23 protein-coding genes and 1 pseudogene are annotated in these 26373 nt (G+C 75.3%); 11 read left to right on the top strand and 13 right to left on the bottom strand.

Annotation, left to right across the window (positions count from 1 at the left end):
- Positions 1-119: 119 nt before the first annotated feature.
- The gene (gene lnt, locus ACIRPP_RS01340) at positions 120-1736 is read right to left on the bottom strand and encodes an apolipoprotein N-acyltransferase (RefSeq protein ID WP_403636908.1); all 1617 of its coding nucleotides are present in this window, start codon (positions 1734-1736) and stop codon (positions 120-122) included.
- Between the two features lie 346 nt (positions 1737-2082).
- Here lnt and ACIRPP_RS01335 point away from each other — a divergent pair, with 346 nt between their 5' ends.
- Complete coding sequence (locus ACIRPP_RS01335; protein ID WP_403637564.1) at positions 2083-3087, top strand: O-antigen ligase family protein; 1005 nt, start codon at positions 2083-2085, stop codon at positions 3085-3087.
- Positions 3088-3154: 67 nt separating this feature from the next.
- Here ACIRPP_RS01335 and ACIRPP_RS01330 read toward each other — a convergent pair whose 3' ends face one another.
- Positions 3155-3700, bottom strand: a complete 546-nt coding sequence (locus ACIRPP_RS01330; protein ID WP_164348871.1) for a hypothetical protein — start codon at positions 3698-3700, stop codon at positions 3155-3157.
- A gap of 125 nt (positions 3701-3825) precedes the next feature.
- Positions 3826-4611, bottom strand: coding sequence for a glutamate racemase (locus ACIRPP_RS01325; protein WP_403637563.1), 786 nt, complete (start codon positions 4609-4611; stop codon positions 3826-3828).
- Between the two features lie 57 nt (positions 4612-4668).
- On the opposite strand from ACIRPP_RS01325, the gene ACIRPP_RS01320 reads away from it, so the two are divergent.
- Positions 4669-5844, top strand: a complete 1176-nt coding sequence (locus ACIRPP_RS01320) for a glycosyltransferase (protein ID WP_403636906.1) — start codon at positions 4669-4671, stop codon at positions 5842-5844.
- A 169-nt stretch (positions 5845-6013) separates the two neighbouring features.
- Here ACIRPP_RS01320 and ACIRPP_RS01315 read toward each other — a convergent pair whose 3' ends face one another.
- Positions 6014-7300: a TerD family protein gene (locus tag ACIRPP_RS01315; protein ID WP_403637562.1), complete on the bottom strand. Its 1287-nt coding sequence runs from the start codon at positions 7298-7300 to the stop codon at positions 6014-6016.
- A 294-nt stretch (positions 7301-7594) separates the two neighbouring features.
- On the opposite strand from ACIRPP_RS01315, the gene ACIRPP_RS01310 reads away from it, so the two are divergent.
- The 3 genes from ACIRPP_RS01310 (at position 7595) to ACIRPP_RS01300 (ending at position 11548) form a co-directional block, all read left to right on the top strand.
- Positions 7595-8032 carry a DUF6643 family protein gene (locus tag ACIRPP_RS01310; RefSeq protein WP_403636905.1) on the top strand — a complete coding sequence of 146 codons (438 nt, stop codon included), beginning with the start codon at positions 7595-7597 and terminating at the stop codon, positions 8030-8032.
- Between the two features lie 46 nt (positions 8033-8078).
- Positions 8079-8918 carry an MOSC domain-containing protein gene (locus ACIRPP_RS01305; protein WP_403636903.1) on the top strand — a complete coding sequence of 280 codons (840 nt, stop codon included), beginning with the start codon at positions 8079-8081 and terminating at the stop codon, positions 8916-8918.
- Between the two features lie 176 nt (positions 8919-9094).
- Positions 9095-11548 (top strand): right-handed parallel beta-helix repeat-containing protein, encoded by a 2454-nt coding sequence (locus ACIRPP_RS01300; RefSeq protein ID WP_403636901.1) that lies wholly within the window; start codon positions 9095-9097, stop codon positions 11546-11548.
- On the opposite strand, the gene ACIRPP_RS01295 is transcribed toward ACIRPP_RS01300, so the two are convergent.
- Positions 11518-13899: a hypothetical protein gene (locus ACIRPP_RS01295; RefSeq protein WP_403636899.1), complete on the bottom strand. Its 2382-nt coding sequence runs from the start codon at positions 13897-13899 to the stop codon at positions 11518-11520. The two genes, ACIRPP_RS01300 and ACIRPP_RS01295, sit on opposite strands and share 31 nt — an antisense overlap.
- Before the next feature lie 289 nt (positions 13900-14188).
- Here ACIRPP_RS01295 and ACIRPP_RS01290 point away from each other — a divergent pair, with 289 nt between their 5' ends.
- Positions 14189-15085 (top strand): DeoR/GlpR family DNA-binding transcription regulator, encoded by an 897-nt coding sequence (locus tag ACIRPP_RS01290; protein ID WP_403636898.1) that lies wholly within the window; start codon positions 14189-14191, stop codon positions 15083-15085.
- 83 nt (positions 15086-15168) lie between these two features.
- Positions 15169-15639 carry an SRPBCC family protein gene (locus tag ACIRPP_RS01285; protein ID WP_403636896.1) on the top strand — a complete coding sequence of 157 codons (471 nt, stop codon included), beginning with the start codon at positions 15169-15171 and terminating at the stop codon, positions 15637-15639.
- A gap of 47 nt (positions 15640-15686) precedes the next feature.
- Here ACIRPP_RS01285 and ACIRPP_RS01280 read toward each other — a convergent pair whose 3' ends face one another.
- Positions 15687-16814 carry a PLP-dependent cysteine synthase family protein gene (locus ACIRPP_RS01280; RefSeq protein ID WP_403636894.1) on the bottom strand — a complete coding sequence of 376 codons (1128 nt, stop codon included), beginning with the start codon at positions 16812-16814 and terminating at the stop codon, positions 15687-15689.
- Between the two features lie 333 nt (positions 16815-17147).
- Here ACIRPP_RS01280 and ACIRPP_RS01275 point away from each other — a divergent pair, with 333 nt between their 5' ends.
- Together ACIRPP_RS01275 and ACIRPP_RS01270 are read left to right on the top strand one after the other, a co-directional pair.
- Entirely contained in the window at positions 17148-17471 is a 324-nt protein-coding gene (locus ACIRPP_RS01275; protein WP_164336589.1) for a hypothetical protein, read from the top strand.
- 195 nt (positions 17472-17666) lie between these two features.
- Positions 17667-18209, top strand: a complete 543-nt coding sequence (locus ACIRPP_RS01270) for an ATP-binding protein (protein WP_403636892.1) — start codon at positions 17667-17669, stop codon at positions 18207-18209.
- Positions 18210-18297: 88 nt separating this feature from the next.
- Here ACIRPP_RS01270 and ACIRPP_RS01265 read toward each other — a convergent pair whose 3' ends face one another.
- The 5 genes and pseudogenes from ACIRPP_RS01265 to ACIRPP_RS01245 form a co-directional block, all read right to left on the bottom strand.
- The gene (locus tag ACIRPP_RS01265; protein WP_164351513.1) at positions 18298-18573 is read right to left on the bottom strand and encodes an SHOCT domain-containing protein; all 276 of its coding nucleotides are present in this window, start codon (positions 18571-18573) and stop codon (positions 18298-18300) included.
- A 185-nt stretch (positions 18574-18758) separates the two neighbouring features.
- Positions 18759-19181, bottom strand: coding sequence for a PPOX class F420-dependent oxidoreductase (locus ACIRPP_RS01260; protein WP_403636890.1), 423 nt, complete (start codon positions 19179-19181; stop codon positions 18759-18761).
- Between the two features lie 48 nt (positions 19182-19229).
- A pseudogene (locus ACIRPP_RS01255) lies at positions 19230-20189 on the bottom strand (NAD(P)-dependent oxidoreductase); the annotation flags it as partial.
- Between the two features lie 120 nt (positions 20190-20309).
- Entirely contained in the window at positions 20310-21548 is a 1239-nt protein-coding gene (locus ACIRPP_RS01250; protein ID WP_403636889.1) for an ROK family protein, read from the bottom strand.
- A 36-nt stretch (positions 21549-21584) separates the two neighbouring features.
- A complete protein-coding gene (locus ACIRPP_RS01245; protein ID WP_403636888.1) occupies positions 21585-22235 on the bottom strand; it encodes an alpha-ketoglutarate-dependent dioxygenase AlkB family protein in 651 nt (216 codons plus the stop codon).
- Positions 22236-22319: 84 nt separating this feature from the next.
- Here ACIRPP_RS01245 and ACIRPP_RS01240 point away from each other — a divergent pair, with 84 nt between their 5' ends.
- Positions 22320-23453: a methyltransferase gene (locus ACIRPP_RS01240; protein WP_403636886.1), complete on the top strand. Its 1134-nt coding sequence runs from the start codon at positions 22320-22322 to the stop codon at positions 23451-23453.
- Here the strand turns inward: ACIRPP_RS01240 and ACIRPP_RS01235 are convergent.
- Positions 23443-24345 (bottom strand): ketose-bisphosphate aldolase, encoded by a 903-nt coding sequence (locus ACIRPP_RS01235; protein ID WP_403636884.1) that lies wholly within the window; start codon positions 24343-24345, stop codon positions 23443-23445. The genes ACIRPP_RS01240 and ACIRPP_RS01235 overlap by 11 nt on opposite strands.
- An 81-nt stretch (positions 24346-24426) precedes the next feature.
- Complete coding sequence (locus ACIRPP_RS01230; RefSeq protein ID WP_403636883.1) at positions 24427-25308, bottom strand: SIS domain-containing protein; 882 nt, start codon at positions 25306-25308, stop codon at positions 24427-24429.
- A gap of 151 nt (positions 25309-25459) precedes the next feature.
- Here ACIRPP_RS01230 and ACIRPP_RS01225 point away from each other — a divergent pair, with 151 nt between their 5' ends.
- Positions 25460-26239, top strand: a complete 780-nt coding sequence (locus ACIRPP_RS01225) for a DeoR/GlpR family DNA-binding transcription regulator (RefSeq protein ID WP_403636882.1) — start codon at positions 25460-25462, stop codon at positions 26237-26239.
- Positions 26240-26373 lie beyond the last annotated feature (134 nt).

Here is a 26373-nt window from a genome sequence, read left to right as displayed (position 1 = left end):
CCGGGGGGTCTCCCCCGCCCCCCCCCGGCGGGGCCGGCCGGGGCCCCGCGCCCGCCCGGGGGGGGGGGGGGGGGGGCCCGGGGGGGGGGGCCCCGGGGGGGCCCCCCCCGCACGGACGGCTACGCCCCGTCGGTGCGCCGGCCGCGGACCCGCGCGGCGACGGCGAGACCCAGGCCGCCCGCGGCGACCAGCACGAGAGCGGCCTCCGGGAGCGCGCCGAGCTGCGTGGCCGGGGTCCGCGAGGAGCGCAGCGGGACCTCCTGCACCAGCGAGTCCGCGACGAACATGCCGGTCCGCTGCGTCACCGTGCCGTCCGGCATGATGATCGCGCTGACGCCACTGGTCACCGGGACGATGACGGTGCGGCTGTGCTCGACGGCCCGGACCCGGGACATGGCGAGCTGCTGGTAGGTCATCTCGCTGCGCCCGAAGGTCGCGTTGTTGCTCGGCACGGAGATCAGCTGGGCGCCGTCGGTGACCGTGTCCCGCACGGCCCAGTCGAAGGCCGCCTCGTAGCAGGTGACCAGGCCGACGCCCGCGCCGTTCATGGTGAAGACGCCCGGCTCGGAGCCGCGGCTGAAGTCCTGGCGGACCATCGACGTCCACTCGTCGTTGATCATCCCGATCAGCGAGCGCAGCGGGAGGTACTCCCCGAACGGCTGGATCTGCCGCTTGTCGTAGGTGTCGACGGGGCCCTTCTCCGGGTCCCACAGGATCTGCTCGTTGAGCAGCCGGCCGTCCTCGGAGACCACCCCGCCGACGGACACGGGCGCCCCGACGGCCTTGGCCGCCCGGTCGATGACGGCGCGGGCGTCGGCGTTGGTGAAGGGGTCGATGTCGGAGGAGTTCTCCGGCCACAGCACGACGTCGGGCTGCTCGACCCGGCCGGCCGCGACCTCGGCGGCCAGCCGCTCCGTCTCCCGCGCGTGGTAGTCCAGGACGGCGCGCCGCTGGGAGTTGAAGTCGAGCCCCAGCCGGGGCACGTTCCCCTGGATGACCGCGACCCGGACGGTGCCGTCCTCGGCCGCGTCCGAGACGAGCGGCCGGGCGGCCACGGCCGCGACGACCGGGACGGCGAGGCTCAGCACGCCGACGGCCGCCGCGCCCCGCCGCAGTGTCCCCGCGCGCCGGGCCGCGGCGGTCACGCGCACGGTCTCGTACAGGCCGAAGCCGCACAGGACGACCGCGAAGCCGAGGACCGGTGTGCCGCCCAGCGCGGCCAGCGGCAGGAAGACGCCGTCGGCCTGCCCGAAGGCGACCTTGCCCCAGGGGAACCCGTTGAACGGGGCGCGTGCGCGGGCCGCCTCGCCGGCCGTCCACAGGGCGGCGGCCCACAGCGGCCAGGCCGGGAGCCGGGACACCGCGGCGACGCCGGCACCGACCAGGGCGACGAAAACGGCCTCGATGACCACCAGGGCGATCCACGGTCCGGCCCCCACCTCGACCCCGGTCCACACCAGCAGCGGCAGCAGGAAGCCGAGCCCGAAGAGGTAACCCAGGCCCAGCCCCGCCTTCCAGCTCCGGCCGCGCAGGGCCCAGCCGAGGACGGCGAAGGCGGGCACGGCCAGCCACCACAGGGTGCGCGGCGGGAAGCTGACGTAGAGGAGGAGCCCGGAGAGGGCGGACGCGGCGGCGGGCACGAGGCGCCTGGCGCGCCCGAGCCACCGGTCGCGCGCCGTGGGCGTCCGCGGCGGCAAGGGGTCCGCCGCGTCGACGGGAGGTGCGGTGACGGTCACCCGGGGAGTCTACGGCGCGTGACCTCGGCCCCGACAGCGCGGAGCCGGTGGGCCGGACGCCGGCCGGAGAGCCGGACGGAAGCCGGACGGACGGTGTCCGGCCGGTGACGGGACGTTTCGGCGGGACCGTTCCCGACCGTCCCCACGGGCGGCCGCCACCCGTTACGGTGTGCCGGTGCCCTGGTCGTGCCGCGGTCCGCGGCCCCGGCGGCCGGGGTTCCGTCACAGGTCGGGGGCGACGCGGTGCGGGGTGCGGGGTGGGTGCGGGGTGGGTTCCACGGAGAGGTCCACGGCCGGTCCGGAGACGGACGGCGTCAGACGCACGGGGCCGGATGCGGCCGGGGTCGTGGTGCTGGGCGCCTGCGCCGCCTGGCCCCTGATCACGGCTGCCGCGCGGGGCGGGCGTCCCGAGGGGATGCTGCTCGCCGTGCTGGCCGTCGCGGCCGGATACGCGGCGGGCCGGATCGGCGGGGCGCTGCTGCCGGTGGCGGCCCCGGTGGCCGCGGCCCTGGCCGGTGCGGGCCTGGCGGTGGGGGTGCCGGACCTGACGCCCGGCCCGCAGATGGTCACGCCGCCGGGGCACGCCGGGGCCACGGCCGCCGACCTGGCGCTGTCCGCCGGGGCCGCCTGCTGCGCGGCCCGGGCGTCGTCCGTGCCCGCCGTGCGGTCCGCGCTGTGGCTGCTGGCCGCCGGGATCGCGGTCACCGGGGCGCTGCTGGGCTCTGCGGGCGGCTGCGTGGCCGCCGCGGTGGTGCTGCTGTGCTCGCTCGCCGTCGGCCGGCTCGTGCACCGCGGACCGGGCCTGGCCGTGCTGGCGGCGGCCGCGGCGGGGGTGACCGGGCTGACCTGGGCGGTGGCCGGCCGGGCGGTGCCTCAGGGCCTGGCCGGCGCGCTGGAGGGGCGGCTGACCCCGCACCGCGTGGAGCTGTGGGAGGACGCGCTGGAGATGGCCGGGCACCACGTCGCGGCCGGGGTGGGGCCGGGCAACTTCGGGGAGCTGAGCGCCACGGCCGCGCGGTCGCTGCTGTCCGACGACCGGCCCCACTCGGCGCCCCTGCAGCTCGCGGCCGAACAGGGCGTGGCCGGGGTCGGGCTCCTCGCGGCGGCCTTCGGCTGGGTGCTCTACGCGCTGTGGCGCAGTCCGCGGAGCACTCCGGTGGTGCTGACGGCGGGTGCCGCGCTGACGGCCGTGGCGGCCATCGCCGCGGTGGGCAACGCGCTCAGCTTCACGGTGGTGTCCTTGGGCGCCGGCCTCCTGGCGGGCCTGGCGACCGCGCGCCCGTTCGTCCACGACCGGGCGCCGCTCCCGGAGAGCGGCCCGCCCCCGCGCGGGGGCCGGGTGGCGCCGTGAGGGACGCGGGCCCGTGGTCCGCGTCGATGTGCGGCCGCCCGTTGGCGTCGGTGCGGCCTCGCGTGGGTCAGTGGGCCGCGCCGGGCTTGTGCGGGTGCAGACGGTCCCGGATGACGCGTACCGCCGCCTCGGCGTCGTCGACGGTGACGGTGAAGGTGTGTCCGTCCCACAGGCGCAGGACGACCCCCTCACCCCGCCGCACGACGACGGCCGTGCCCTTCTCGGGGCGCCAGCGGTAGCCCCAGCCGCCCCAGTGGCGGGGGGTGACGTGCGGTGCGAAGTCCGCGCCCGCGACGTGCGAGAGCGGGATGCGGCGGCGCGGCACACCGATGTGGCCGCACCGCACTTCCAGGTGGTCCTCGTCGACCCGCAGCGCCACGTGCACGAAGGCGAGGGTGCCGAAGAGCACCAGCAGCCCTGCGGCGATGCATCCGACGACGGCCATGACCAGGGGGGCGACGCCGGTCGTCCACGCGGAGTCGACGGCCAGGGCGATGCCGAGTGCCATGCAGGCGGCGCCGATCAGGGCGAGCAGCCACTGGATGCGGTTGGTGGCCCTGCCGGTCCAGACGTCGGAATAGGGAACGGGCTTGCCGTGGGGGTGGTCCCTCATACCTTCGAGGTTACTCAGGTTTCGCTCCGCCGGTACGGCGTCGCACAGCGTGACTGCGCCGACCGGACCCGCCGGAGTGCGCGCGGGCGCCCCCGCGGTCCTTCCGGGGCGGGTCCGCGGAGCCGTCAGCGGACGGGGGCGGCCCGGTGCAGGAGCCGGCCCTCGGCGTAGGTGAGCGCCGCCGTCGGGAGCGGGCCCGGACGTCCGCTGAGCAGCACCGTCAGGGTGCCGGTCGCCGGGGCGTCGGGGGCGGGCCGGCCGCCGATGCGGCGCAGTGTCTGGGCGGCCACGGCGTCCGCGGAGCCGTACAGGACGAGCGGCGGCCGGCCGGGCTGCTGGACGGCGGCCCGGATGCGCTCGCCGACCAGTTCGTAATGGGTGCAGCCCAGGACGACGGTCGTCACGTCGTCCGGGGTGAGGGCCGCCGCCGCCTCCACGGCCGCGTCGATCGCGGCCTCGTCCGCCCGCTCCACGGCCTCGGCCAGCCCCCAGCACGGCACCTGGGCGACCTCGACCCCGCCGGCGAAGGTGTCGATCAGGTTCCGCTGATAGGGGCTGCCGGTGGTGGCCGGGGTGGCCCAGATGGCCAGCGGTCCGCCCCCGGCCGCGGCCGGTTTGATCGCCGGGACGGTGCCGATCACCGGCAGCCCGGGTTCCAGGCGGGCGCGCAGGGCGGTGAGCGCGTGCACGGTGGCGGTGTTGCAGCCGACGACGAGCGCGTCGGGCCGGTGCGCGGCGGCGGCCTCGGCGACGGTGAGGGCCCGGGCAGTGAGGTCATCGGAGGTCCTGGGGCCCCACGGCATGCCGTCGGGGTCGAGGGAGAGGACGAGATCGGCGTCCGGGCGCAGGCGCCGTACCGCTGCGGTGGCCGCCAGCAGGCCGATTCCGGAGTCCATGAGCGCGATCTTCACCCGGTCACGATAGTCGATGGCCGGCTCCCCGCCGCCGCCGTGGGGCACACTGCGCACGTGAGCGTCGTTGCGTGGACCGCCGCCGGATCACTCGCCGCGTGGCTGTGGCTGCTGCTCTGCCAGGGTTTCTTCTGGCGGACCGACGTCCGGCTGCCGCCCGCGCGGGAGCCGGACTCCTGGCCGTCCGTCTGTGTCGTGGTGCCGGCCCGGGACGAGGCCGGGGTGCTGCCCGCGAGCCTGCCGACCCTGCTCGCCCAGGACTATCCGGGCCGGGCCGAGGTGTTCCTCGTCGACGACGGCAGCACGGACGGCACCGGCGCGCTCGCGCGCGAGCTGGCGCGCGGGCGGGGCGGGCTGCCGCTGACCGTCGACGCGCCCGGTGAGCCGCCCGCCGGGTGGACCGGCAAGCTGTGGGCGGTGCGCCACGGCATCGCCCTGGCCCGCGCGCGGGACCCCGAGTACCTGCTGCTGACCGACGCCGACATCGCGCACGCGCCGGACAGTCTGCGGCGCCTGGTCGCGGCGGCCTCGGCCGGGGGCTTCGACGTCGTCTCGCAGATGGCGCGGCTGCGGGTGGAGAGCCGCTGGGAGCGGCTGGTCGTGCCGGCCTTCGTCTACTTCTTCTCCCAGCTGTATCCGTTCCGCCGGATCGCCAGTCCGGGCGGCCGGACGGCCGCGGCGGCCGGCGGGTGCGTGCTGCTGCGGGCCGGCGCCGCCGCCCGGGCCCGGATCCCGGACGCCATCCGGCACGCCGTGATCGACGACGTGGCGCTCGCGCGTGCGGTCAAGAACACCGGCGGGAGGGTCTGGCTGGGGCTGGCGGACCGGGTGGACAGCGTGCGCCCGTACCCGGCGCTTGGGGATCTGTGGCGCATGGTGTCGCGCAGCGCGTACGCGCAGCTGCGGCACAGTCCGCTGCTGCTGGGGGGCACGGTCGCCGGGCTGGTGCTGGTGTATCTGGTGCCGCCTCTGGCGGTGGCCGCGGGCGCCGCGGCGGGCGACGGGCCGGCCGTGGCGCTGGGTGCCGCGGCCTGGCTCGTGATGGTGGGGACGTACCTGCCGATGCTGCGCTACTACCGGCAGCCGTGGTGGCTCGCCCCGCTGCTGCCGTTCACCGCGTCGCTGTACCTCCTCATGACGGTCGACTCGGCCGTGCAGCACCGCCGGGGACGGGGCGCGGCGTGGAAGGGCCGCACCTATGCCCGTCCGGACGCCGTCGCCGAGGAGGGCTGAGTCCGGACGGGGCCGGGGCCTCACGTTCGGTTCACACCGGGCGCACGGGGCCCGGCCCGATCCGGACGAAGGCCCGGCCCGATCCGGACGAAGGCCCGGCCCGATCCGGACGAAGGCCCGGCCCGATCCGGACGAAGGCCCGGCCCGATCCGGACGAGGGACCCCGGGGTCACTTCCGGCCGGGGGTCCAGTTCATGCCCCAGCCGTAGGCGTGGTCGACGGTGCGCTGCGGGCTCACCCCGCGTTCCGGGACCAGATAGCGGGCCTCGCGCTGGACGACGAGGTCGCCGTCGCCGGTGCTGCTGATCAGGGCGAGGGCGCACACCGTGGAGGGCACGGTGCACTCGTCGAGCGAGAAGTCGATCGGGGCGCCGTTCTGCGGCCGGAGGGTGACGGTGGCGTTGAGGTCGGCGAAGGAGCGGGCGCCCTCGTAGATGGTGACGAAGACGAGGATGCGCCGGAAGGACTGCTTGTGGTCGAGGTTGACGGTGAGGTTCTCGCCGCTGGTGACGGCACCGGTGCGGTCGTCGCCGTCGAGGTGGATGTAAGGGGGCTGGTGCAGGGAGCCGAAGGCGTTGCCGAGGGCCTGGACCACACCCTTGCGGCCGTCGGTGAGTTCGTACAGGGCGCACAGGTCGAGGTCGAGGTCGGAGTGCTGGGCGACCGCGCGGCCCAGCTTGGCCGCCCAGCCCGAGAACTGCTTGCGCACCTCCCAGTTGAGGTTCACGTGCAGGGCGCCCGAGGTGCCGCCCTGCTTGGTGAGGGAGACCGACGGGGCCGCCTTGGTGAGCGTCACCTTGGTCAGCCGCACCGGTGCCGCGGCGGGGGCGGGCGGCGCGGGAGGGGTGGCGGGCGGCGGCGTGACCGGCCGGGCCGCGGCCGGCTGGGCGGGCGGGGTGGGCGGGGCAGCGGGAGGCGCGGCGGGGGCGGCCTGCTGCGGTTCGTCGACGGTGATGCCGTAGTCGGTGGCGAGTCCTTCGAGGCCGCTGCTGTAGCCCTGGCCGACGGCCCGGAACTTCCAGGCGCCCTGGCGGCGGTAGAACTCGCCCAGGACGAACGCCGTCTCGGAGGTCGCGCCCGCGCTGTCGTAGCGGGCGGCGACGGTGCCCTGGGCGGCGTCCTTCACCTCGATGTAGAGGTCGGGGATCCGTCCGAAGGAGCCGCCGTCACAGGAGGCGGCCAGGATGACCGTCTCGATGGCGGGCTCGACGCGGGTCAGGTCCACGAGCAGGGTGTCCGTGACGTGCCCCCCGGCGTCCCGCTTGCCCTCGTGCCGTACGGCGCCCGAGGTGTGGGCCGGCTGGTTGTAGAAGACGAAGTCGTCGTCGGAGCGGACCTTTCCGCCCACCAGCAGGAGCGCCGAGGCGTCCGCGTCCGGCACCCCCGGGCCGGTGCGCCAGCCCAGTTCCACCCGCAGCGCCGTGGCCGGCACCGGTGTGTTCGATCCCTTCGGCATGGACATGTGCGCCCCCATCACGGGTCATCACGCCAGGTCGGTCCCGGCTCGCGTGGTGTTCTCGTCGGCCCCCACTATGCCCGGTGCCCTGCCGGGGCGACGAGCCGTCCGCGATGACCGGGGGCCAACCGGCGGTAACCCGCCCGGAACTCGGGCTTTATCAGAATGTCCCCGTGCCGGACGTCCCTTTTCGGCGAGTTCACTCACATAAGTGATGCCACGCCACTGCGGGCACGGAAAAGAACCCTCTTACCGGTCTCCCCAAAAACACATCGTGGGCTTAACTTATGTGCCATGACCTCCCCCCGCTCCACTTATGGCGGCGGTTACTACTCCGCCTCCTTCCCGGACACTCCGATCTACGACTCGCTCGTGGCCGAGCGGGGCACCCCGCAGATCGCCCCGATCCGGGTCCCGGCAGCCTACGAGGCGCCCGGCAGTCATCTGCCCGCGCTTCCCTCGGCGTTGCCCGCCCTCCCGGCGGCTCCGTCCCAGCACGGCTACGGCTACCCGCAGGTACCGCAGCCCGCCCCGCTGCAGCAGGCGCCCGCGGCCTACATCCCGCAGCAGGCCACCGCGCCGCGCGGCTACCCCGGCCCCCAGCCGCAGCCGCCGCGTCCGGTGCCGCCCGGCGGCGCGGGCTACGAGGCGATGCGCCCGGCGGCGGCTCCGCGCCCCGGCCCGGCTCCGTACCAGGATCCGTACAACGGCCAGCAGTACCGCGGATACTGAGCCGCTGCCCCGGGAGCCGTCCCCCGCCGTACGGCAGGATGGCTCCATGGGGAACGCGCGTCTGCACTCGATCCACATTCATCCGGTCAAGGCGTTCCGGAGCGTGCCGCTCACGGAGGTCGTCGTAGAGCCCTGGGGGCCCGCCGGAGACCGGCGCTGGATGCTGATCGACGACGGGGGCAAGGTCGTCACGCAACGTCAGCAGCCGCGCCTCGCACCCGCCGCCGCCGAGCTGTTGCCCGGCGGCGGCGTGCGGCTGTCCACGCCCGGGACCGAGCCGCTCACGGTGCCCGTCCCGCGGGCCGCCGCCACCATCACCGTGGAACTGTTCGGCGACAAGGTCGAGGCGCTGCCCGCCGACGAGCCGGCGGTGCGGGACTGGTGCCGGGCCCGCTTCGGCACCGGCTACCGCCTGGTGCACCTGGACGATCCCGCCGTCCGCCGGCCGGTCGATCCGGTCTACGCGGGGCCGGGCGACACCGTCACCTTCGCCGACGGCTTCCCGCTGCTGCTCACCACGACCGCGTCCCTGGACGCGCTCAACTCCCTGATCGCGGCGGGCGATCACGCGGACGAGGGCCCGCTGCCCATGAACCGGTTCCGGCCGAACCTGGTCGTGACTGGCACCGGCGCCTGGGCGGAGGACGACTGGGAGCGCATCGCCGTGGGCGAGGTCGCGTTCCGGGTCGCCAAGCCCTCCGGGCGGTGCGTGGTGACCACCACCGACCAGGACACGGCGCGGCGCGGCCGGGAGCCGCTGCACTCCCTGGGACGGCACCGCCGCGCCGACGGCCGCCTGCTCTTCGGCCAGAACCTGATCCCGCTGCACACCGGCACCGTGCGGACCGGGGACCCGGTGCGCGTCCTCGCCCGCCGCGGCGGCTGAGCCGCCGAACCGCGGGTTCGGGGGCGCGCGTTCGCGGCCCGGCCGGAACCCGCGCGCAGACCCGGGCCGGCCTTCCGGCTCCGGTCAACCCGTGCGCCCCGCGCACGCTACGGTGGTCCGGGGCCGAGGCAGTCGGCGACAACCCGCGTACAACGAGGTGGGGGCACAGTTACGCCATGGCACAGGGCACGGTCCAGGTGACGCACACCGGCACCTCGCGGTGGCGGCGCCGCACGGGTGAGTACGCATCGCTCGCCGCCGCTCTGGAGGCCGCCGCCGACGGTGACGTCCTCACCGTCGCTCCCGGCACGTACCGGGAGAACCTCGTGGTGGAGCGGGTCGTGACGCTGCGCGGGCCGGAGGGCTCCCCCGGCTCGGTGCGCATCGCCCCCGCGGACGGCGTGCCGCTCACCGTGCGGGCCTCGGCGGTGGTCCAGGACCTGCACGTGGAGGGCCAGGACGCCGCCGCACCGGCCGTGCTGGTCGAGGAGGGCACCCCCGAACTGCGCGACGTACGCATCGTCACCCGCTCCGCCGCCGGCATCGAGGTGCGCGGGAGCGCGCGGCCCACCGTGCGCCGCTGCACCGTCGACAATCCCGCGGGCGTCGGCATCGCCGTGCTGGACGGCGGAGGCGGGGTGTTCGAGGAGTGCGAGGTGGTGTCCGCCGGGCAGGCGGGCGTCGCCGTCCGCGACGGCGGCCACCCGCGGCTGGAGCGCTGCCGGGTGCATCACGCGGGCGGCTCCGGCCTGACGGCGACCGGGGAGCACTCGGCGCTGGAGGCCGTGGGGTGCGAGGTGTACGAGGTGCGGGGCAGCGGCATCCAGGTCACTCACCGGGCCACCGCCCACCTCACCGACTGCGACGTGCACCGCACGACCGCCGACGGGGTCACTCTCGACACCGACGCCGTGCTGACGCTGGCCGACTGCCGGATCCACGACATCCCGGAGAACGCGGTCGACCTGCGCTCCCGCTCCGTGCTCACCCTGACCCGCACCACCGTGCGGCAGTTCGGCCGCAACGGCCTGTCCGTGTGGGACCCCGGCACGCGCGTGGACGCCAACCAGTGCGAGATCTTCGACAGCACGGGCGACTACCCGGCGGTGTGGGTGAGCGACGGCGCCACCGCCGTCCTGGACTCCTGCCGGGTGCACGACGTGCCGGACGCCCTGTTCGTCCTCGACCGCGGCTCCCGCGCCGACGTGGTCGACAGTGACCTGTCCCAGGTGCGCAACACCGCGGTGTCGGTGAGCGACGGCGCCACCGCGCAGCTCGACGACTGCCGGATCCGCGACGCGGCGACCGGCGCCTGGTTCCGGGACCACGGCAGCGGCGGCACCCTCAGCAACTGCACCCTGGACGGCACCCAGACCGGCGTGATCGTCACCAAGGGCGCCGACCCGACCGTCGAACGCTGCACGGTCGACTCCCCCGCCGAGGCCGGCGTGTACGTCTCCGCGGGAGGCCGCGGCAGCTTCCTGAACTGCCGGGTCACCGGCAGCGGCGGCTACGGCTTCCACGTCATCGACGGCAGCCGCACCACGCTGCGCAAGTGCCGCACGGAGCGCTGCGCGCGCGGCGGCTACGAGTTCGCCGAGGGCGGCGCGGACGCCGCCACGGGAGGCGGCGGTCCGCTCGTCGAGGACTGCACCAGCGACGAGAGCGGCAGCCTGCGCCCCGCCGCGGCGCCGGAGCCGGCCGTGCAGACGGCGGGCCACTCCCCCGGCCTGCTGGGCGCCGTGCCCGGGCAGCGTCCGGAGCCGGCGCCCGCCGCCCCGGCGGTCCCGGCGCCCGCGCAGGAGCCCGAGCCGGAGGTCCGCGCGTCGAAGGCGGTGCTCGGCGAACTCGACGCGCTGGTCGGGCTGGAGAGCGTCAAGCGCGAGGTCCGGGCGCTCATCGACATGATCGAGGTGGGGCGCGCGCGGCAGCGGGCCGGCCTGAAGGCGGCCTCGGTCAAGCGGCATCTGGTGTTCACGGGTTCCCCGGGCACCGGCAAGACGACCGTGGCCCGGCTCTACGGCGAGATCCTCGCCTCCCTCGGGGTGCTGGAGAAGGGGCACCTGGTCGAGGTGTCCCGGGTGGACCTGGTCGGCGAGCACATCGGCTCGACGGCGATCCGCACCCAGGAGGCGTTCGAGAAGGCGCGCGGGGGCGTGCTGTTCATCGACGAGGCGTACGCCCTGTCCCCGGAGGACGCCGGCCGGGACTTCGGCAAGGAGGCCATCGACACGCTGGTGAAGCTGATGGAGGACCACCGCGACGCGGTCGTGGTGATCGTCGCGGGCTACACGGCGGAGATGGAGCGGTTCCTGTCGGTCAACCCCGGTGTGGCGTCCCGTTTCTCACGGACCATCACCTTCGGCGACTACGGTCCGCAGGAACTGCTGCGGATCGTGGAGCAGCAGGCGGAGGAGCACGAGTACCGGCTGGCGTCCGGCACCGCCGAGGCGCTGCTGAAGTACTTCACGGAGATCCCCAAGGGCGCCGCCTTCGGCAACGGCCGCACCGCACGCCAGACGTTCGAGGCGATGGTGGAGCGGCACGCGGGCCGGGTCGCCCAGCTCGCGGAGCCGAGCACCGACGACCTGACCCTGCTCTACGGCGAGGACCTGCCGGAACTGCCCTGATCCCGCGCCGTGGAGGGCTGCCCGGTGTGCCGCGGGGCCGGTACCTCGGAGCGCAGCCGGGCCAGGAGCCGGCGCCGCTCCTGTGCGAAGGCCGGGTCGGCCTGGTAGTCGGAGTGGCCGAGGATCGGGGCGGGCAGCGGGTGGGCGCGGGTGCGGCCGTAGGCGAGGGGGTCCCTCAGCGGCGGCCGGTCGACCGCGGGACCCTCGTCGCCGGGCAGCCGCACGGGGCCGCCGATGGGGTCGGTGAGCCGGTAGAGGTTGCTCCAGCAGTCGGCCTCCCGGTGCAGCCGGGCCAGCGCCTCCGGGCCGAAGTGGGCCGGGAACCAGCGGCCGTACAGGCGCTCCAGCGGGGACCCGTACGTCAGCAGCGCGACCCGGCTGCGGGTGGCGGGCGGCAGCTGCCAGGCCGCGGCGGCGGCCAGCACGCTGCCCTGGGAGTGCCCGGAGACGACCAGCCGACCGCCGGTCTCCTGCGTCCAGGTGGCGATCCGCCAGGTCAGGTCGGGCACCGCCCGCTCCGCGTAGCAGGGCGGGGCGAAGGGGTGGGCGGCGCGCGGCCAGAAGGTGCCGACGTCCCACAGGATGCCGATGGTGCGCCGCGCGGAGGCGTCCTTGTAGGCGCGCCGCCCCCAGGTGACGAACAGTATGAAGCCGAGCCCGATCAGCCAGGAGCCCAGCGCCTGCGCGGTCTCGGCGGCGCCGTGGACGACGGCGTACGAGCCGCCGGCGGCCTCGCCGGGTGTCCGGTCGGTGACCAGGGCGCCGACGAGGGCTCCCGCGCCCAGCAGCAGGGTGGCGCCGGAGGTGACGGCGACGATGCGCGGGCCGCGGTCGGTGAGGGCGGCCAGGGCGCGGGCGTAGGCGATACGGCGGGTGCGGGCGGTGTCGGCCTGCTCGCCGGGGTAGTCGCGGGCGACCGCGGCGCGCTCCTCGCGGGCGAGCAGCCAGGCCCGCCGGGCCAGCCAGCCGGCCAGCACCAGCAGCAGGACCAGCAGCGGCGGGATCACCGACGCCTGCCAGGTCAGCACGACCGGTGGGCCGGGCATCGAGGTGCCGGTGCCGTCCAGCCAGTCCGCGACCCGCTGCGCGACACCGCCGGACATCACCCCGCCCAGGGCGCAGGCCAGCATCGCCACGGCCGGTCCGGCGAGGCCGCGCAGCGCGGCGCGGCGGTCGGGATCGCTGCGGTGCAGCACCTGGGCGGCGCCGCCCAGGGCGATCACGAGCAGTCCCTGGGCAAGAGCCAGGGCGCCGAAGGTCTCGTCGCCCGGGAGCCGGCCGGCGGACTCCCAGCCGGGGCGTTCCCACCCGGCGTACAGCACGCTGAGCAGGAGCAGGGCGAGGGCGGTGAGCGGCAGCCACCGCACCAGGTGCGGGTCGAGGGCGCCGTCGGGCCGGCGTTCGGCGCGGCCCCTGCGGCACACCACCCAGACGACGACGGCCGCGCCGGCGGCCAGCGCGGCCTCCAGGAGCGCGCCGAACAGCGCCGGCACGGCCGGATCGGGGGCCTCGCGGTCGTAGCGGGCGGCTGCGGAGCCGACGGCGGCGGCGACCGTCAGCAGACCGGCCGCGGTGTGGGCGGCCCGCAGCCGGGCGCCCAGGCGGCGGCCGTACCAGAAGCCGGGGCGGCCCAGGGCGGTGCCGCTGTCGCCGTCCCCGGGTCCGGTGCCGGGGTCGCCGGTGAGCGGCTGCTGGGACTCGTAGGCGCTCCAGGTGCGCAGGGAGAGGTACCACAGCAGTCCGGTCAGCGCGGTGGGCACCAGGGCGGCGAGGGCGAGGCGGCGGCCGGGTGAGCTCCACCAGCCGCCGTCGGACATCTCGGGCGAGAGGAAGCCGAGCCACGAGTGGCGGGCGGCGCAGGCGCCGGTGCCCGCGCACTGCCAGGCGGCGAGGTCGAGAGCGACCTCGCAGGCGGCGGCGACGAGCAGGACCGTCAGGCTGAGTCCGGCCAGCCGCACCAGCACGCCGTACAGCCGGACGGTGCGGGGGCGGTTCCGGGCGGTGGGGCGCATCCAGTGGGCGAGGTTGACCACCATGAACGGCAGTAACAGCAGCCACAGGGCGCGGGTGCCGTTGCCGGAGGTGAGGTTGCACCAGACGTAGGCCTCGGGGATCGGCCCGTCGCGCGGTGCGGTGGGGTGCCGCTCGGCGTCGACGTCGTCGGCGCGGCGGAAGACGGCGGCGATGTCGTCGCCGGTCACCCGGACCGTGCGGGGGTCGTTGAGCATCGCCTCGGGGGTGGTGCCGCCCACCCCGTGGACGAGGAGTTCCAGGGCGGCGCCGGGCTCCCCGGTCCGTGCGGCGGGGACCTGCTGTCCCTCGGCCGGTCTGTGTTCCTGCGCGCGTTCCACTGCTTCGCACTTCCCCCGTGACACGTCGTCGGCTCCGTCCGTGCGGGCACAGGATGTCCTGCGGCGGACCGGCTCACACCTCCCGTCACGCAATCTCCCCGATCCGTGTGACGAAGGGGTCACGGACGGGACGAGTGTGACGTGTGCGCGACGATCCGCCGGTGGCGCCGGGCGGGGCCGGTCATGGGAGGATGGAACGTCCGCGCACCGGGGCCGGGTGGCACGCGCTCGTCGCCGCGGGTGTGCCGGGCGTGTCGGACGGTTACGCGGCGAAAGGACCGGAGCGTACGTGAGCGAGAATCAGAACCTCCTCGCGGAGCAACGACGCACCCTGATCCTGGACGAGGTCCGCCGCCGGGGCGGGGTCCGGGTCAACGAGCTGACCCGCAGGCTCGGGGTGTCGGACATGACGGTCCGCCGCGACCTCGACGCGCTGGCCCGGCAGGGCGTCCTGGAGAAGGTGCACGGCGGCGCGGTCCCGGTGGTGGAGGCCAGCACCCACGAGCCAGGTTTCGAGGCCAAGTCGGGCCTGGAGCTGAGCGCCAAGGAGGACATCGCGCGGGCGGCGGCGGAGCTGGTCCCCGCGGGCGCGGCGATCGCACTGTCGGGCGGCACCACGACGTTCGCGCTGGCGCACCGGCTGCTGGACGTGCCCGACCTGACCGTGGTCACCAACTCGGTGCGGGTGGCGGACGTCTTCCACGCTGCGCAGCGCACCTCGGGGCCGCGTCAGGGCGCCGCGACGGTGGTGCTGACGGGCGGGGTGCGGACCCCGTCGGACTCCCTGGTGGGGCCGGTGGCCGACCAGGCGATCGCCACGCTCCACTTCGATCTGCTGTTCCTCGGCGTGCACGGGATATCCGCCGAGGCGGGCCTGTCGACGCCGAACCTCGCGGAGGCCGAGACGAACCGCCGGCTGGTGCAGTCGGCCCGGCGGGTCGTGGTGGTCGCCGACCACACCAAGTGGGGCACGGTGGGCCTGAGTTCGTTCGCCTCCCTGGACCAGGTGGACACGCTGGTGACCGACTCCGGGCTGCCGGACCGGGCCCGGGCGGAGGTGTCGGAGCGGCTGCGCCGGCTGGTGGTGGCGGGCGAGGCGGAGGAACCCGAGGAGGCCGCCGGGTCCGGTACCGCGGCCGGCGACGGGTCCGACGAGGCGGCCGCGGACGGCGGACGGGCCTCCTGAGGGGACGCGACACCCGTGTCGCACTAGGCTGACTCCCCCGTCCGCCGCCCTCATTGCCGTTGACTGTCAAGGGAGTTGCGCCCATGGCTCACCGCCTGCGTCCCGTCGGGACCGGTTTCGTGGGGAGCGCGCCGGTCCGTCTGGTCTTCGAGCGGGACCTCGCCGCCGCGCCGGATCCCGTGTTCCGCGCGCTGGCCGAGGACGTGCCCGGCTGGACCGCGTGGTTCGGTGCGGTGACCCTGGCCCGGCCGACGGACGGGGGCGCGGGCCGCGAGATCCGGCTGCGCGGCGGCCTCCGCTTCCGGGAGACCGTGCTGGCGGCGGAACCGGCCGAGGTGTACGCCTACCGCGTCGACGTGACCAACGCGCCGGGAGCACACGCCCTGGCCGAGGAGTGGCGGCTCGCCCCGGCCGGCACGGGGACGCGGGTGCGCTGGACGTTCGCCGCGGACGGCACGGCGCCCTTCCGGGTCGCGCTGAAGGCCGCCCGGCCGGGTCTGGCGCGGGCGTTCCGCGACGCGATGACGGCCCTGGACCGGCGAGTCACCGCGTAACCCGGTCTCCGGGCCCGCTCAAGCCGGGCCCCCGCCGCCGCGCCGCGTCAGTCCCGCCAGACGCCGGTGCGCAGCAGGGAGTCGAGGGCGTCCGCGTACGGCGCGATGTCCAGCCCCTGCGCGTCCAGCCAGGCGTCCGAGTAGTAGCGGTCGAGGTAGCGGTCCCCCGGGTCGCACAGCAGGGTCACCACGCTGCCGTGCCGTCCGGCGGCCACCATCTCCGCGACGATCTTCAGGGCGCTCCACAGGCCGGTGCCGGTGGAGCCGCCCGCCCTGCGCCCGATCGCCCGCTCCAGGGCGCGCACCGCGGCGACGCTCGCCGCGTCGGGGACCTTCATCATCCGGTCGATCGCGCCGGGCACGAAGCTGGGCTCCATCCGGGGCCGGCCGATGCCCTCGATCCGGGACCCCCGGTCGCAGCTGACGTCCGGGTTGCCGGTCGTCCAGCCGTCGAAGAAGCAGGAGTTCTCCGGGTCGGCCACGCAGATGCGGGTGTCGTACTGGAGGTAGTGGACGTAGCGGGCCAGGGTCGCGGAGGTGCCGCCGGTGCCGGCCGTGGCGACGATCCACTCGGGCTCGGGGAACCGTTCCCGTTCGAGCTGGCGGAAGATGGATTCGGCGATGTTGTTGTTGCCCCGCCAGTCCGTGGCCCGTTCGGCGTAGGTGAACTGGTCCATGTAGTGGCCGCCGGTCTCCGCCGCGAGGGCGGCGGACGCCTCGTACATGGTGCGGGGGTCGTCCACGAAGTGGCACCGGCCGCCGTGGAACTCGATCAGGCGGCACTTCTCGGCGCTGGTCGTGCGCGGCATGACGGCGATGAAGGGCACGCCGATCAGCTTCGCGAAGTACGCCTCGGAGACGGCCGTCGACCCACTGGACGCCTCGATCACCGGCCGGTCCGGACGGATCCAGCCATTGCACAGGCCGTAGAGGAACAGCGAGCGGGCGAGCCGGTGCTTGAGGCTGCCGGTGGGGTGCGTGGACTCGTCCTTGAGGTAGAGGTCGATGCCCCAGTGCTCGGGGAGCGGAAAGCGCAGCAGGTGCGTGTCGGCCGAGCGGTTGGCGTCCGCCTGGACCCGGCGCACGGCTTCTTTCAGCCAGCCGCGGTAGGCGGTGTCGGTGCGGTCGACGTCGAGGGTGACGTCCGCGAGGGTCGGTGGTGGGGGAGTGCTCACGGCGGGGCTCCTTACGCTGAGCGCCGACGGCGTCTCACGCGGCCGGTACACCGATCATAAGCACCGTCCGCACCACTTCTCACCTGCATAAACGCACCTTTGGGGGTCTCAAAGGGGCCGCTGGGGTGCGGGGGCGCGAAGGGGTGGGGGCGCATTGGCGCGAGTGCTTCGCGCGCCCTGGGAAGAGGGAGCGCGCGTACTGGTGCTCGACGGCGCACGGGGGCAGACTGCACCGGCGGGAGGAACCCCGGCCGGGGGACACTGGTGGGGGCATGAGCCGGACCGTCGACCCGGGGTCCGGCACACCGACGCGCAATCGAGGGGGCGTGCGACATGGCGGAGCCGGAGTTCACGGCCACGGGCGTGCGGATCGGCAAACGGCTGCGGTCGCTCACGAGGGCCGGACAGGTCCGGATCAGCGACGGACGGCTGGAGTTGCTCACCAGCTACGGCACGGAGATCGACAGTGCGCCGGTGCAGGCCGTGCGCGCCTCCCGACCCTGGTTCGCGCCGGAGGACCGGGCGTTGGCGGACGTCAACGGCACGCGGTACTCGCTCACCCTCGGTGACCACGACCCCGCGCCGGGCGAGCCGGGGCCCCCGGCGGCACGCCGGTTCATCGAGGCCGTGCGGCGGGCGGCGGGGCGCGGCGACTGAGATGTCCGCGAGTTGCGCCACCTCACCCCTTGCGTCACGCTGGTCACACGTCACTCTGGGTTTACCGGCGATAACGCTGCGAACCAGCCCGCCGGCCACGACAGCAGGCGGCAGCGTCACGCAGGCATCCTGCTGGATCCGTACTCCGTGTTCTTCCGGACGCCGAACCGGACCTGACATCGGGGAGTCGCAGCCGTGATCAGTCACCCAAGCAGACAGTGCACGGTGGAGCTCCAAGCCCTGCCGTCGCGGATCGGACAGGTCCGCAGAATCGTATCTGCACAGTTGCGTTACTGGCATATGGACTGCCTGATCGACCGGGCCTCGCTCGGCGTGACGGAGCTGCTGTCCAACGTCCACCGGCACGCCCGGCCCGACAAGACGTGCACCGTCGAGATGGAGCTTCTGCTCGACCGGCTCAAGGTCTCGGTGCACGACCACGATCCGCGCCTGCCCGTGGTGGCGGACGCCGGCCCGCTCGCGACCTGCGGCCGGGGGCTGGCGATGGTGGCCGCGATGAGCGAGAGCTGGGGCGCACTGCCCGACGGCGACTGCGGCAAGGTCGTGTGGTTCACCCTGCCGACGCCCGCCGTGACCGCCGCCCCCGTCCCGGTCCGGCTGCCGCGGCTGAACGGCGAACGCCCGGGGCCCCGCTTCACCGAGGTCGCGCCGGCCGAACACGCCACCGAGGGCCACCGGCCCGAACCCGCTCCCGCCCGGTCCGCCGTTCCCGGCTGACCGGGCGGTGACCTTCTCGGCGAGGACGGGGTCCGCCCGGCGGTGACGGCTGCCCGCCGGGCGCACCCCGTCCGGCGCCGGGCTTCGCTCATCCCTTTCCGGAGCGGCCGAACTGCTCGTCCAGGACGGACAGTCGCCGCCAGTACTCGTCCTCGTCGATCTCGCCGGAGGCGAAGCGGTGGCCGAGCACGGTGAGCGGTGAGTTGTCGTCGCGCGCCGCCGGACGTCCGGGGCCGCGCCGCCCGTGCCCCGCCGTGCGGCGGAACAGCGCGAGGCCGCCGCCGATGACCAGGGCCCAGAACAGGGGGAAGAACAGGATCCACGGGCCGGGCCCGCCGTCGCCGAAATGCGCCAGGGTCTGCATGGTCGTTCAACTCCTCGAAGAGCGATGTCCGTCGTGCTGGTCCGTCGCTTTCGAGAGTGGCCCCGCGGGGCCCCCGGGGCGTCGTACGGCCGTCGGCCGTTGCCGTACCCCCCGGGGAGTACGCGGCTCCCCCGCGGCTGCTCCCCCGGCCGGGAGCGGCCCGGGAGCAGCCGGAGGGGCTCCGGTCAGGAGGAGGGCTGTGCGGTGTCCTTCATCCGGCCCCAGCCGTGCCAGCGCTCGACCTCGACCCGGGCGCTGACCCGGGCGCGCTCCCGGTTCGGGTACGGGTTGCCGGTGTAGTGCCGCGCGAGGCGGTCGATGTCGGCCAGGTCCTCGTCGTCCCGCATCTCGGCGACGCGGCCGATCAGGGTGACATGGGTGTACCAGTCGTCCTCGGCCAGCACGGTGAGGGTGACGCGCGGGTCGCGGCGCAGGTGCTTCAGACGGACGCGGCCCTCGTCGAGGTTGAGCAGGACGCGGCCGTCCTCCCACAGGTACCAGGTGGCCGTGGAGACGGGCGAGCCGTCGGAGCGCAGGGTGGCCATCACGCAGGGGTTGGCGCGGCGCAGCAGGTCGACGGCCTCGGCGGGCAGCGGGGGCTTGGACACGGGGAACTCCTCGGTCTCGGTCGGACGGGCGGGGCCGACAGGGCCGGTTCAGTCGGCTCGGTCGGTCCGGTCGGTTCGGTCGGTTCGGTCGGTTCGGTCCGGGAAGCTGGCGTAGTACGCGGCGGCCATGTCCTCGTCGCCGTGTCCCTGGGCCGCCGCGCGTTCCAGGCGTTCGGCGCTCGCCGCGGCCACGTCCAGGCGGGCGCCGTGCTCTTCACCGGCCCGCACGATCAGCCGGGCGTCCTTGGCCGCCGTGGTGACGGCGAACTGGGCCGGGGACAGCTGTCCGGAGCGGAGGAGGCCGGCCTTGGCGTGCAGGTAGCCCATGTCCAGGGGGCCGCCCGCGATGAGGTCGAAGAAGCCGTCGGGGTCGACGTCCAGGACCTCGGCGAGGGCGAGGGCCTCACCGACGGCGGAGGTGGCCGCGAGGACCCAGCTGTTGACCACCAGTTTGAGCCGCGTCGCGGCGGCCCCCGCGCCGTCGTCCCCGGTCCACACGGTGCGGGCGCCGACCGCGTCGAAGACGGGCGTCACCGTGTCCCGGCCCTCGGCCGGACCGGCGGCGAGCACGGTCAGCTGCCCGGCCTCGGCGGGCTGCCGGGTGCCCAGCACGGGGGCGTCGTAGAAGACCAGGCCGTGCTCGCGGGCGAAAGCGGCCAGTTCGGTGACGCCGTCGAGTCCGGCGGTGGTGGACTGGGCCCACACCGTGCCGCGCCGCAGGGCGGGGGCGGCCTGCCGCATGGTCTCCAGGGTGACGGGACCGTCGTGGAGCATGGTCAGCACGACGTCGGCGGCGCCGACCGCCTCGGCGGGGGTGTCCGCCACATCGATTCCGTCGGCGGCGAGCGGCTCAACCTTGGCTCGGGTGCGGTTCCAGGCCCGGACGGTGTGTCCGGCGCGGGCGAGGTTGCGGGCCATCGCCGCGCCCATGATGCCGGTGCCCAGGACCCCCACGGTGAGCTGGTTGTCGGTCATGACGTCCGCTTTCTGTCGTCCGGCCGGGCCGTCCCGGGTGTTCCGTGTCCGGTACCCGGTTCTGTGTGGTGCGTGCGTGCCGTGTGCGGTGGCCTCGGGCTGCCTGGTCCACGCGCTCCCGTGCCGTCGCCGCGCGGCCGCCCGGGCGTCCCCCTACGCGAGGGCGCCGAGGGGGTCGTCCAGGACGGGCTGCCAGGCGAGTTCGGCGGCGCCGACCAGGCTGTTGTGGGCCAGCGTGCAGGGCAGGATCGGGACGCTGCCGCTGCGCCCCCACAGGCTGCGGTCGGCGACGACGGCGCGCAGCCGGTCCGGGTCGGCGTTCAGCAGTGTGCCGTGCAGGCCGCCGAGGATGATCCGGTCGGGGTTGAGGATGTTCACCAGTCCGGCCAGGCCCAGACCCAGGCGGTCGATGAGGCTCTCCGCGGCGGCGCGGACGGCCGGGTCGGCGTAGTGCTCGCGGATCAGGGTGTCGGCGTGCTTGAGCAGGGACACCTCGGGGCCGGGTGCGCGGCCGGCCGCGGTCAGGAAGGCCAGCGGGTCCGTCTCGACGTCGAGGCAGCCGCGGCTGCCGCAGTGGCAGGGCCGGCCGCCGGAGCTGACCGGGAGGTGACCGACCTCCAGGGCGAGTCCGGAGCTGCCGGAGTGCAGTCGGCCGTCGAGGACCAGCGCGCCGCCGACGCCGCGGTGGCCGGTGGCCACGCACAGCAGGTCGCGGGAGCCGCGTCCGGCGCCGTGCCGGTGTTCGGCGAGGGCGGCGAGGTTGACGTCGTTGGCGGCGAAGGCGGGGCCGTCGAGTCCGGCCGCGCGCACCTGCTCGGTGAAGATCTCCCGCACCGGCGCCCCCGCCGGCCAGGCCAGGTGCAGCGGGTTGAGGGCCAGCCCTTCCGGTTCGGCGACCGCGGACGGGACGGCGAGCCCCGCTCCGACGCACCGGCGCCCGGTCTCGCGGAGCAGTTCGGCGCCGGCCGCCACGACGGATCCGAGCACCTTCGCCGGGTCGGCGTCCACCACCTCGCAGCCGGGCGTCGTGGCGACGATCCGGCCGCCGAGCCCGACCAGGGCGGCGCGGAACCCGTCGGCGTGCACCTGCGCGGCGAGGGCCACCGGGCCGTCCTCGGCGACCGCGAGCCGGTGTGAGGGGCGCCCCTGGGAGCCGGCGGCCGCACCGGGGCGCGCGTCCACCCGGATCAGGCCCAGTGCCTCCAGTTCGGCCGCCACCGCCCCCGCGGTGGCCCGGGTGACGCCGAGCTCGGCGGTCAGGACCGCGCGCGTGGGGGCCCGGCCGGTGTGGACGAGCTCCAGGGCGGGACCGAGCGCGCCGCGCCCCCGGTCCAGACGCGCCCTCGTGGTGGTCCCCTTCCCCGGCGTCCCGGGGTCCGCGTTGCCGCTCATGGGGGAGAGTCTTCCATGATCCGCGCCCGGGCCGGGCTACCGGCCGGAGATCCGGAGCGTGATGTTCAGCCGTCCGCTCAGGCCCAACTCCGGTGGTGCGGTGCCCTCGTGCACCCGGGGTACCCCGTGGTACGCGAGCCGTGACGGCCCGCCGAAGACGAACAGGTCGCCGCTGCGCAGCTCGACGTCCGTGTAGGGGCGGGTGCGGGTGGCGGTGTTGCCGAAGCGGAAGACGCAGGTGTCGCCGAGGCTCAGCGACACCACCGGGGCGTCGGCCCGTTCGTCGCTGTCGCGGTGCATGCCCATCCGGGCGTCGCCGTCGTAGAAGTTGACCAGCGCGATGTCGTAGTCGGCTTCCCCGGCCGCACCGGCTCCACAGGCGTCGGCGACGGCGCGCCGGCCCAGGACGCGGAGGCGGTCCGGGAAGGGTTTCACCGGGGCTCCGTCGCCGTCGACGACGGTGCGGGCGTAGCCGTAGGGGTACCAGTGCCATCCCAGGCAGACCTGCCGGGCGGACATGGTGCCGCCGCCGGGGGTGCGGACCGTGCGCAGTCCGGCGGGCGGGCGGGCCCACTCCCGGCACGCCTCCAGCAGCGCGCGCTGCTCCCCCGGGTCCAGCCACCCCGGCAGGTGCACCGCGCCGGGCGCGATCTCGGCGCGGTCCCTGGGGAACAGCTCGGGGTCCATGCACCCATGGTGCCCGACCGGTCCTGAGCTGCGGCTCGGCCAGGCCTGTGGGGGCACTAGCCTGTGGGCACGATGGACGACCGCATGACGACGCCGTGGGGTGCTCCGGCGCTCACCCGCTTCCCCGAGGATCCGCGCGACCGGCTGCGTGCCTGGGACGCCTCCGACGCGTATCTGCTCAGGTACCTGGACCGGGAGGGCATCGCGCTGTCCGGCACGGTCGTGGTGGCCGGGGACCGCTGGGGCGCGCTGGTCACGGCGCTCGCCGCGCACCGGCCGACGCAGATCACGGACTCCTGGCTGGGACAGCAGGCGACCCGGGCCAACCTGGCGCGCAACGGCGTGGAGCCCGGCACGGTCGAGCTGCTCACCACCCAGGACCCGCCGCCGGCGCGCGTCGACGTGCTGCTCGTGCGGGTGCCCAAGAGCCTGGCCCTGCTGGAGGACCAGCTGCTGCGGCTGGCGCCCGCCGTGCACGAGGACACCGTGGTGATCGGCACCGGCATGGTGAAGGAGATCCACACCTCCACGCTGCGCCTGTTCGAGCGGATCCTCGGCCCGACCCGGACCACGCTCGCCGAGCAGAAGGCGCGGCTGATCCTGTGCACCCCGGATCCGACGCTGGAGCGGCCGGACAACCCCTGGCCGTACCGCTACGCGCTGCCCGACGGCATCGGCGCGGTGTCCGGGCGGCCGGTCGTCAACCACGCGGGGGTCTTCTGCGCCGACCGCCTCGACATCGGCACCCGGTTCTTCCTGCGGCACCTGCCGGCCGCCGGTGACGGCGCCCGGGTGGTGGACCTGGGCTGCGGCAACGGCGTGGTCGGTACGGCGGTGGCGCTGGCGCAGCCGCGGGCCGAGGTGCTGTTCGTGGACGAGTCGTTCCAGGCGGTGGCGTCCGCCGAGGCCACCTACCGGGCCAACGGCGTGCCGGGGCACGCCGAGTTCCGGGTCGGCGACGGGCTCACGGGTGTGCCGGACGGCACCGTCGACCTGGTGCTCACCAACCCGCCGTTCCACTCCCACCGGGCGACGACGGACGCCACGGCGCGGCGGATGTTCGGGGGTGCCCGGCGGGTGCTGCGGCCGGGCGGCGAGCTGTGGGTGATCGGCAACCGGCACCTGGGGTACCACGTGCGGCTGCGGAGGCTGTTCGGCAACTGCGACGTCGTCGCGTCCGACCCGAAGTTCGTGGTGCTCCGGGCCGTCAGGAAGTGAGCGGTCCCCGCCGCCCGGGGGGCCGGTGGGCCGTGGGCTCCGCCGGGCCGAGCGCGCGGACGATGTCCGCGACCGCGCGGGCCATCGCCTCGCGGCCCACGGTGAGGTAGCGGCGGGAGTCCACCGCCTCGGGGTGGGCGGCGAGGTACTGCCTGATCGCGCCGGTCATGGCGATGTTCAGCGCGGTGCCGACGTTGACCTTGGCGATGCCGCCGGCGACGGCCGCGGCGAGTTCCGTGTCGGGCAGGCCGGACGAGCCGTGCAGGACCAGGGGCACGTCCAGACCGGCGGAGAGCCGTTTGAGCAGGGCGTGGTCGACGGACGCGGTGCGGGTGGTCATGGCGTGGGTGGTGCCGACCGCGACGGCCAGGGCGTCCACGCCGGAGTCGGCGACGAAGGCGCGGGCCTGGTCGGGGTCGGTGCGGGCGCCGGGCGCGTGGGCGTCCAGCGGGGGTCTGCCGTCCTTGCCTCCGATGTCGCCCAGTTCGGCCTCGATCCACAGTCCCCGGGCGTGGGCCCAGTCGACGGCGGCCCGGGTGGCGGCGAGGTTCTCGGCGTAGGGCAGCCGGGCGGCGTCGTACATCACCGACCCGAATCCGGCGTCGGGGGCCTGGCGCAGCAGGGCGTCGCTCTGCACATGGTCGAGGTGCAGGGCCACGGGGACGGCGGCGCGTTCGGCGGCGATGACGGCGGCGCGGGCGAGCGGGAGGAGGCGGCCGTAGCGGAACTTGACGGCGTTCTCGCTGACCTGGAGGACGACGGGGGCGTCCACCGACTCGGCGCCGGCGATGACCGCCTCGATGTGCTCCAGCGTGATGATGTTGAAGGAGGCGACCGCCGAGCGGGCGTCGGCGGCGCGGGAGACGAGCTCACCGGTGGTGGCGAGGGGCACGGCCGGTCCTTTCCGGGTGGTGGCGAGTCGGGGCCGGGCGCCCGGTGCGGGCGCCTCGGCGGGCGTGCTCCGCGGGGCGGCTCAGGGCGCGAGGACGACCGAGCGGGTGAGGTGGCGGGGCCGGTCGGGGTCGAGTCCGCGGGCGGCGGCGACGGTCACGGCCAGCCGCTGGGCGCGGACGAGTTCGGCGAGCGGGTCGAGCGCGCCCGCCACCCACAGGGCTCCGGTGTCCCGGACCTGACGGGCCAGGCCGTCGGGGGCGTCGCCGATCATCCAGGTCGCCGTGCCACCGGTGCTGATGCTGATCGGGCCGTGCCGGTACTCCATCGCCGGGTACGCCTCCGTCCAGCACAGGGCGGCCTCCCGCATCTTGAGCGCCGCCTCGTCGGCCAGGCCGACGGTCCAGCCGCGCCCGAGGAAGGTGAACTGGCCGCAGTCCGCCAGCCCTTCGGGCAGGGGTTCCGCCAGGGCGGTCCGGGCGTCGTCGATCACGCGGTCGGTGTGCAGGCCCAGGTGGGCCCGGAGCAGGGTGAGGGCCGTGGTGGCGAACCGGGTCTGCACCACGGAGCGTTCGTCCGCGTGGTCGAGGACGACCAGGCCGTCGGCGGCCTCGCGCACGGGAGCGGCCGGGTCGGCGGTGACGGCGGTGGTGCGGGTGCTCCCCCTCAGCCGGCGGAGCAGTTCGAGCACTTCGGTGGTGGTGCCGGACCGGGTGAGGGCGACGACCCGGTCGTAGGCCCGGGTGTGGGGGAACTCCGAGGCGGCGAAGGCATCCGTCTCCCCCTGGCCGGCGCCCTCGCGCAGGGCGGCCGCGGCCCGGGCCATGTAGTACGACGTGCCGCAGCCGACGATCGCGACCCGCTCCCCCGGAGCCGGCAGCACCTCCCGGTGCCCGTCCGCCGCGTCGACGGCGCGCGTCCAGCACTCGGGCTGGCTGTTCAGTTCGTCCTCGACATGCGTCACGGCCGCGCACCCCCACCGATTGGATGATTGTTCTTGCAAGATAGAGCCAGGTTTCGAGCAGAATCAAGCATGCGGTGGGTGATCGTCGACGGTGGCCGTGGGCTAGGGTCGCCGTCGGACCACGCGACGACAGGCACGGACGGGAGGGCGGATGGCGCGGGACGCCCGCTGGCAGACGCTGCTGGAGCTGCTCGGGGAGCGGGGCCGGCTGGACGTCGAGGAGGCGGCCGCCGAGCTGGAGGTGTCGGCCGCGACGATCCGGCGGGACCTGGACCGGCTGGCCGAGCAGCGCATGCTGGTGCGCACCCGGGGAGGCGCCGTCGCGCACGGCGTGTCCTACGAGCTGCCGCTGCGCTACAAGACCGCGCGTCACGCCTCGGAGAAGCAGCGCATCGCCAGGGCCGTGGCGGACCTGGTCACGCCCGGCGAGGCGGTCGGGCTGACCGGCGGCACCACGACCACGGAGGTCGCCCGGGCACTGACGGTGCGCACCGACCTGGCGTCCGGGACACCGGCGCTGACCGTGGTGACGAACGCGCTGAACATCGCCAACGAGCTGGCCGTGCGCCCGCAGTTCAAGATCGTGGTGACGGGCGGGGTGGCCCGCCCGCAGTCCTACGAGCTGACCGGGCCGCTGACCGACGGGGTGCTGGGACAGGTGACGCTGGACGTCGCGGTGCTCGGCGTCGTCGCGTTCGACGTCATCCACGGCGCGGCGGCGCACGACGAGGCCGAGGCGGCGGTCAACCGGCAGCTGTGCGAGCGGGCGGGCCGCGTGGTGGTGGCCGCCGACTCCAGCAAGCTGGGGCGGCGCGCGTTCGCCCGGATCTGCGCGACCGGGTCGGTGGACACGCTGGTCACGGACACGGCGGCCGCTCCGGAGACGGTGCGCGCCTTCGAGGAGGCGGGGCTGCGGGTCGTCGTGGTGTGAAGGGCGCCGTCGCGTCGCGGGCGCGTCGCCGTCACGGCGCGTCGCGCACCCTGCCGGGTGCGGCCCGGAAGCGCGGCGCCGTCGCGTCGCAGGCGCGTCACCGTCGCGCGACCATCGCGCACCGGGCCGGGAGC

The organism is Streptomyces sp. NPDC101219, assembly GCF_044767675.1.
Classification (GTDB): Bacteria; Actinomycetota; Actinomycetes; order Streptomycetales; family Streptomycetaceae; genus Streptomyces.
Note: the sequence above shows the minus strand (reverse complement) of the source record. Positions and strands in the feature narration are given on the sequence as shown.

What these genes read in the sequence shown, in the direction of transcription:
- ACIRPP_RS01225 (WP_403636882.1), top strand. Translation starts at nt 25,460, where the DNA reads ATGGCGCGGGACGCCCGCTGGCAGACGCTGCTGGAGCTGCTCGGGGAG.
- ACIRPP_RS01300 (WP_403636901.1), top strand. Translation starts at nt 9,095, where the DNA reads ATGGCACAGGGCACGGTCCAGGTGACGCACACCGGCACCTCGCGGTGG.
- ACIRPP_RS01275 (WP_164336589.1), top strand. Translation starts at nt 17,148, where the DNA reads ATGGCGGAGCCGGAGTTCACGGCCACGGGCGTGCGGATCGGCAAACGG.
- ACIRPP_RS01305 (WP_403636903.1), top strand. Translation starts at nt 8,079, where the DNA reads ATGGGGAACGCGCGTCTGCACTCGATCCACATTCATCCGGTCAAGGCG.
- ACIRPP_RS01245 (WP_403636888.1), bottom strand. Translation starts at nt 22,235, where the DNA reads ATGGACCCCGAGCTGTTCCCCAGGGACCGCGCCGAGATCGCGCCCGGC.
- ACIRPP_RS01310 (WP_403636905.1), top strand. Translation starts at nt 7,595, where the DNA reads ATGACCTCCCCCCGCTCCACTTATGGCGGCGGTTACTACTCCGCCTCC.
- ACIRPP_RS01250 (WP_403636889.1), bottom strand. Translation starts at nt 21,548, where the DNA reads ATGAGCGGCAACGCGGACCCCGGGACGCCGGGGAAGGGGACCACCACG.
- ACIRPP_RS01285 (WP_403636896.1), top strand. Translation starts at nt 15,169, where the DNA reads ATGGCTCACCGCCTGCGTCCCGTCGGGACCGGTTTCGTGGGGAGCGCG.
- ACIRPP_RS01265 (WP_164351513.1), bottom strand. Translation starts at nt 18,573, where the DNA reads ATGCAGACCCTGGCGCATTTCGGCGACGGCGGGCCCGGCCCGTGGATC.
- ACIRPP_RS01330 (WP_164348871.1), bottom strand. Translation starts at nt 3,700, where the DNA reads ATGAGGGACCACCCCCACGGCAAGCCCGTTCCCTATTCCGACGTCTGG.
- ACIRPP_RS01240 (WP_403636886.1), top strand. Translation starts at nt 22,320, where the DNA reads ATGACGACGCCGTGGGGTGCTCCGGCGCTCACCCGCTTCCCCGAGGAT.
- ACIRPP_RS01315 (WP_403637562.1), bottom strand. Translation starts at nt 7,300, where the DNA reads ATGCCGAAGGGATCGAACACACCGGTGCCGGCCACGGCGCTGCGGGTG.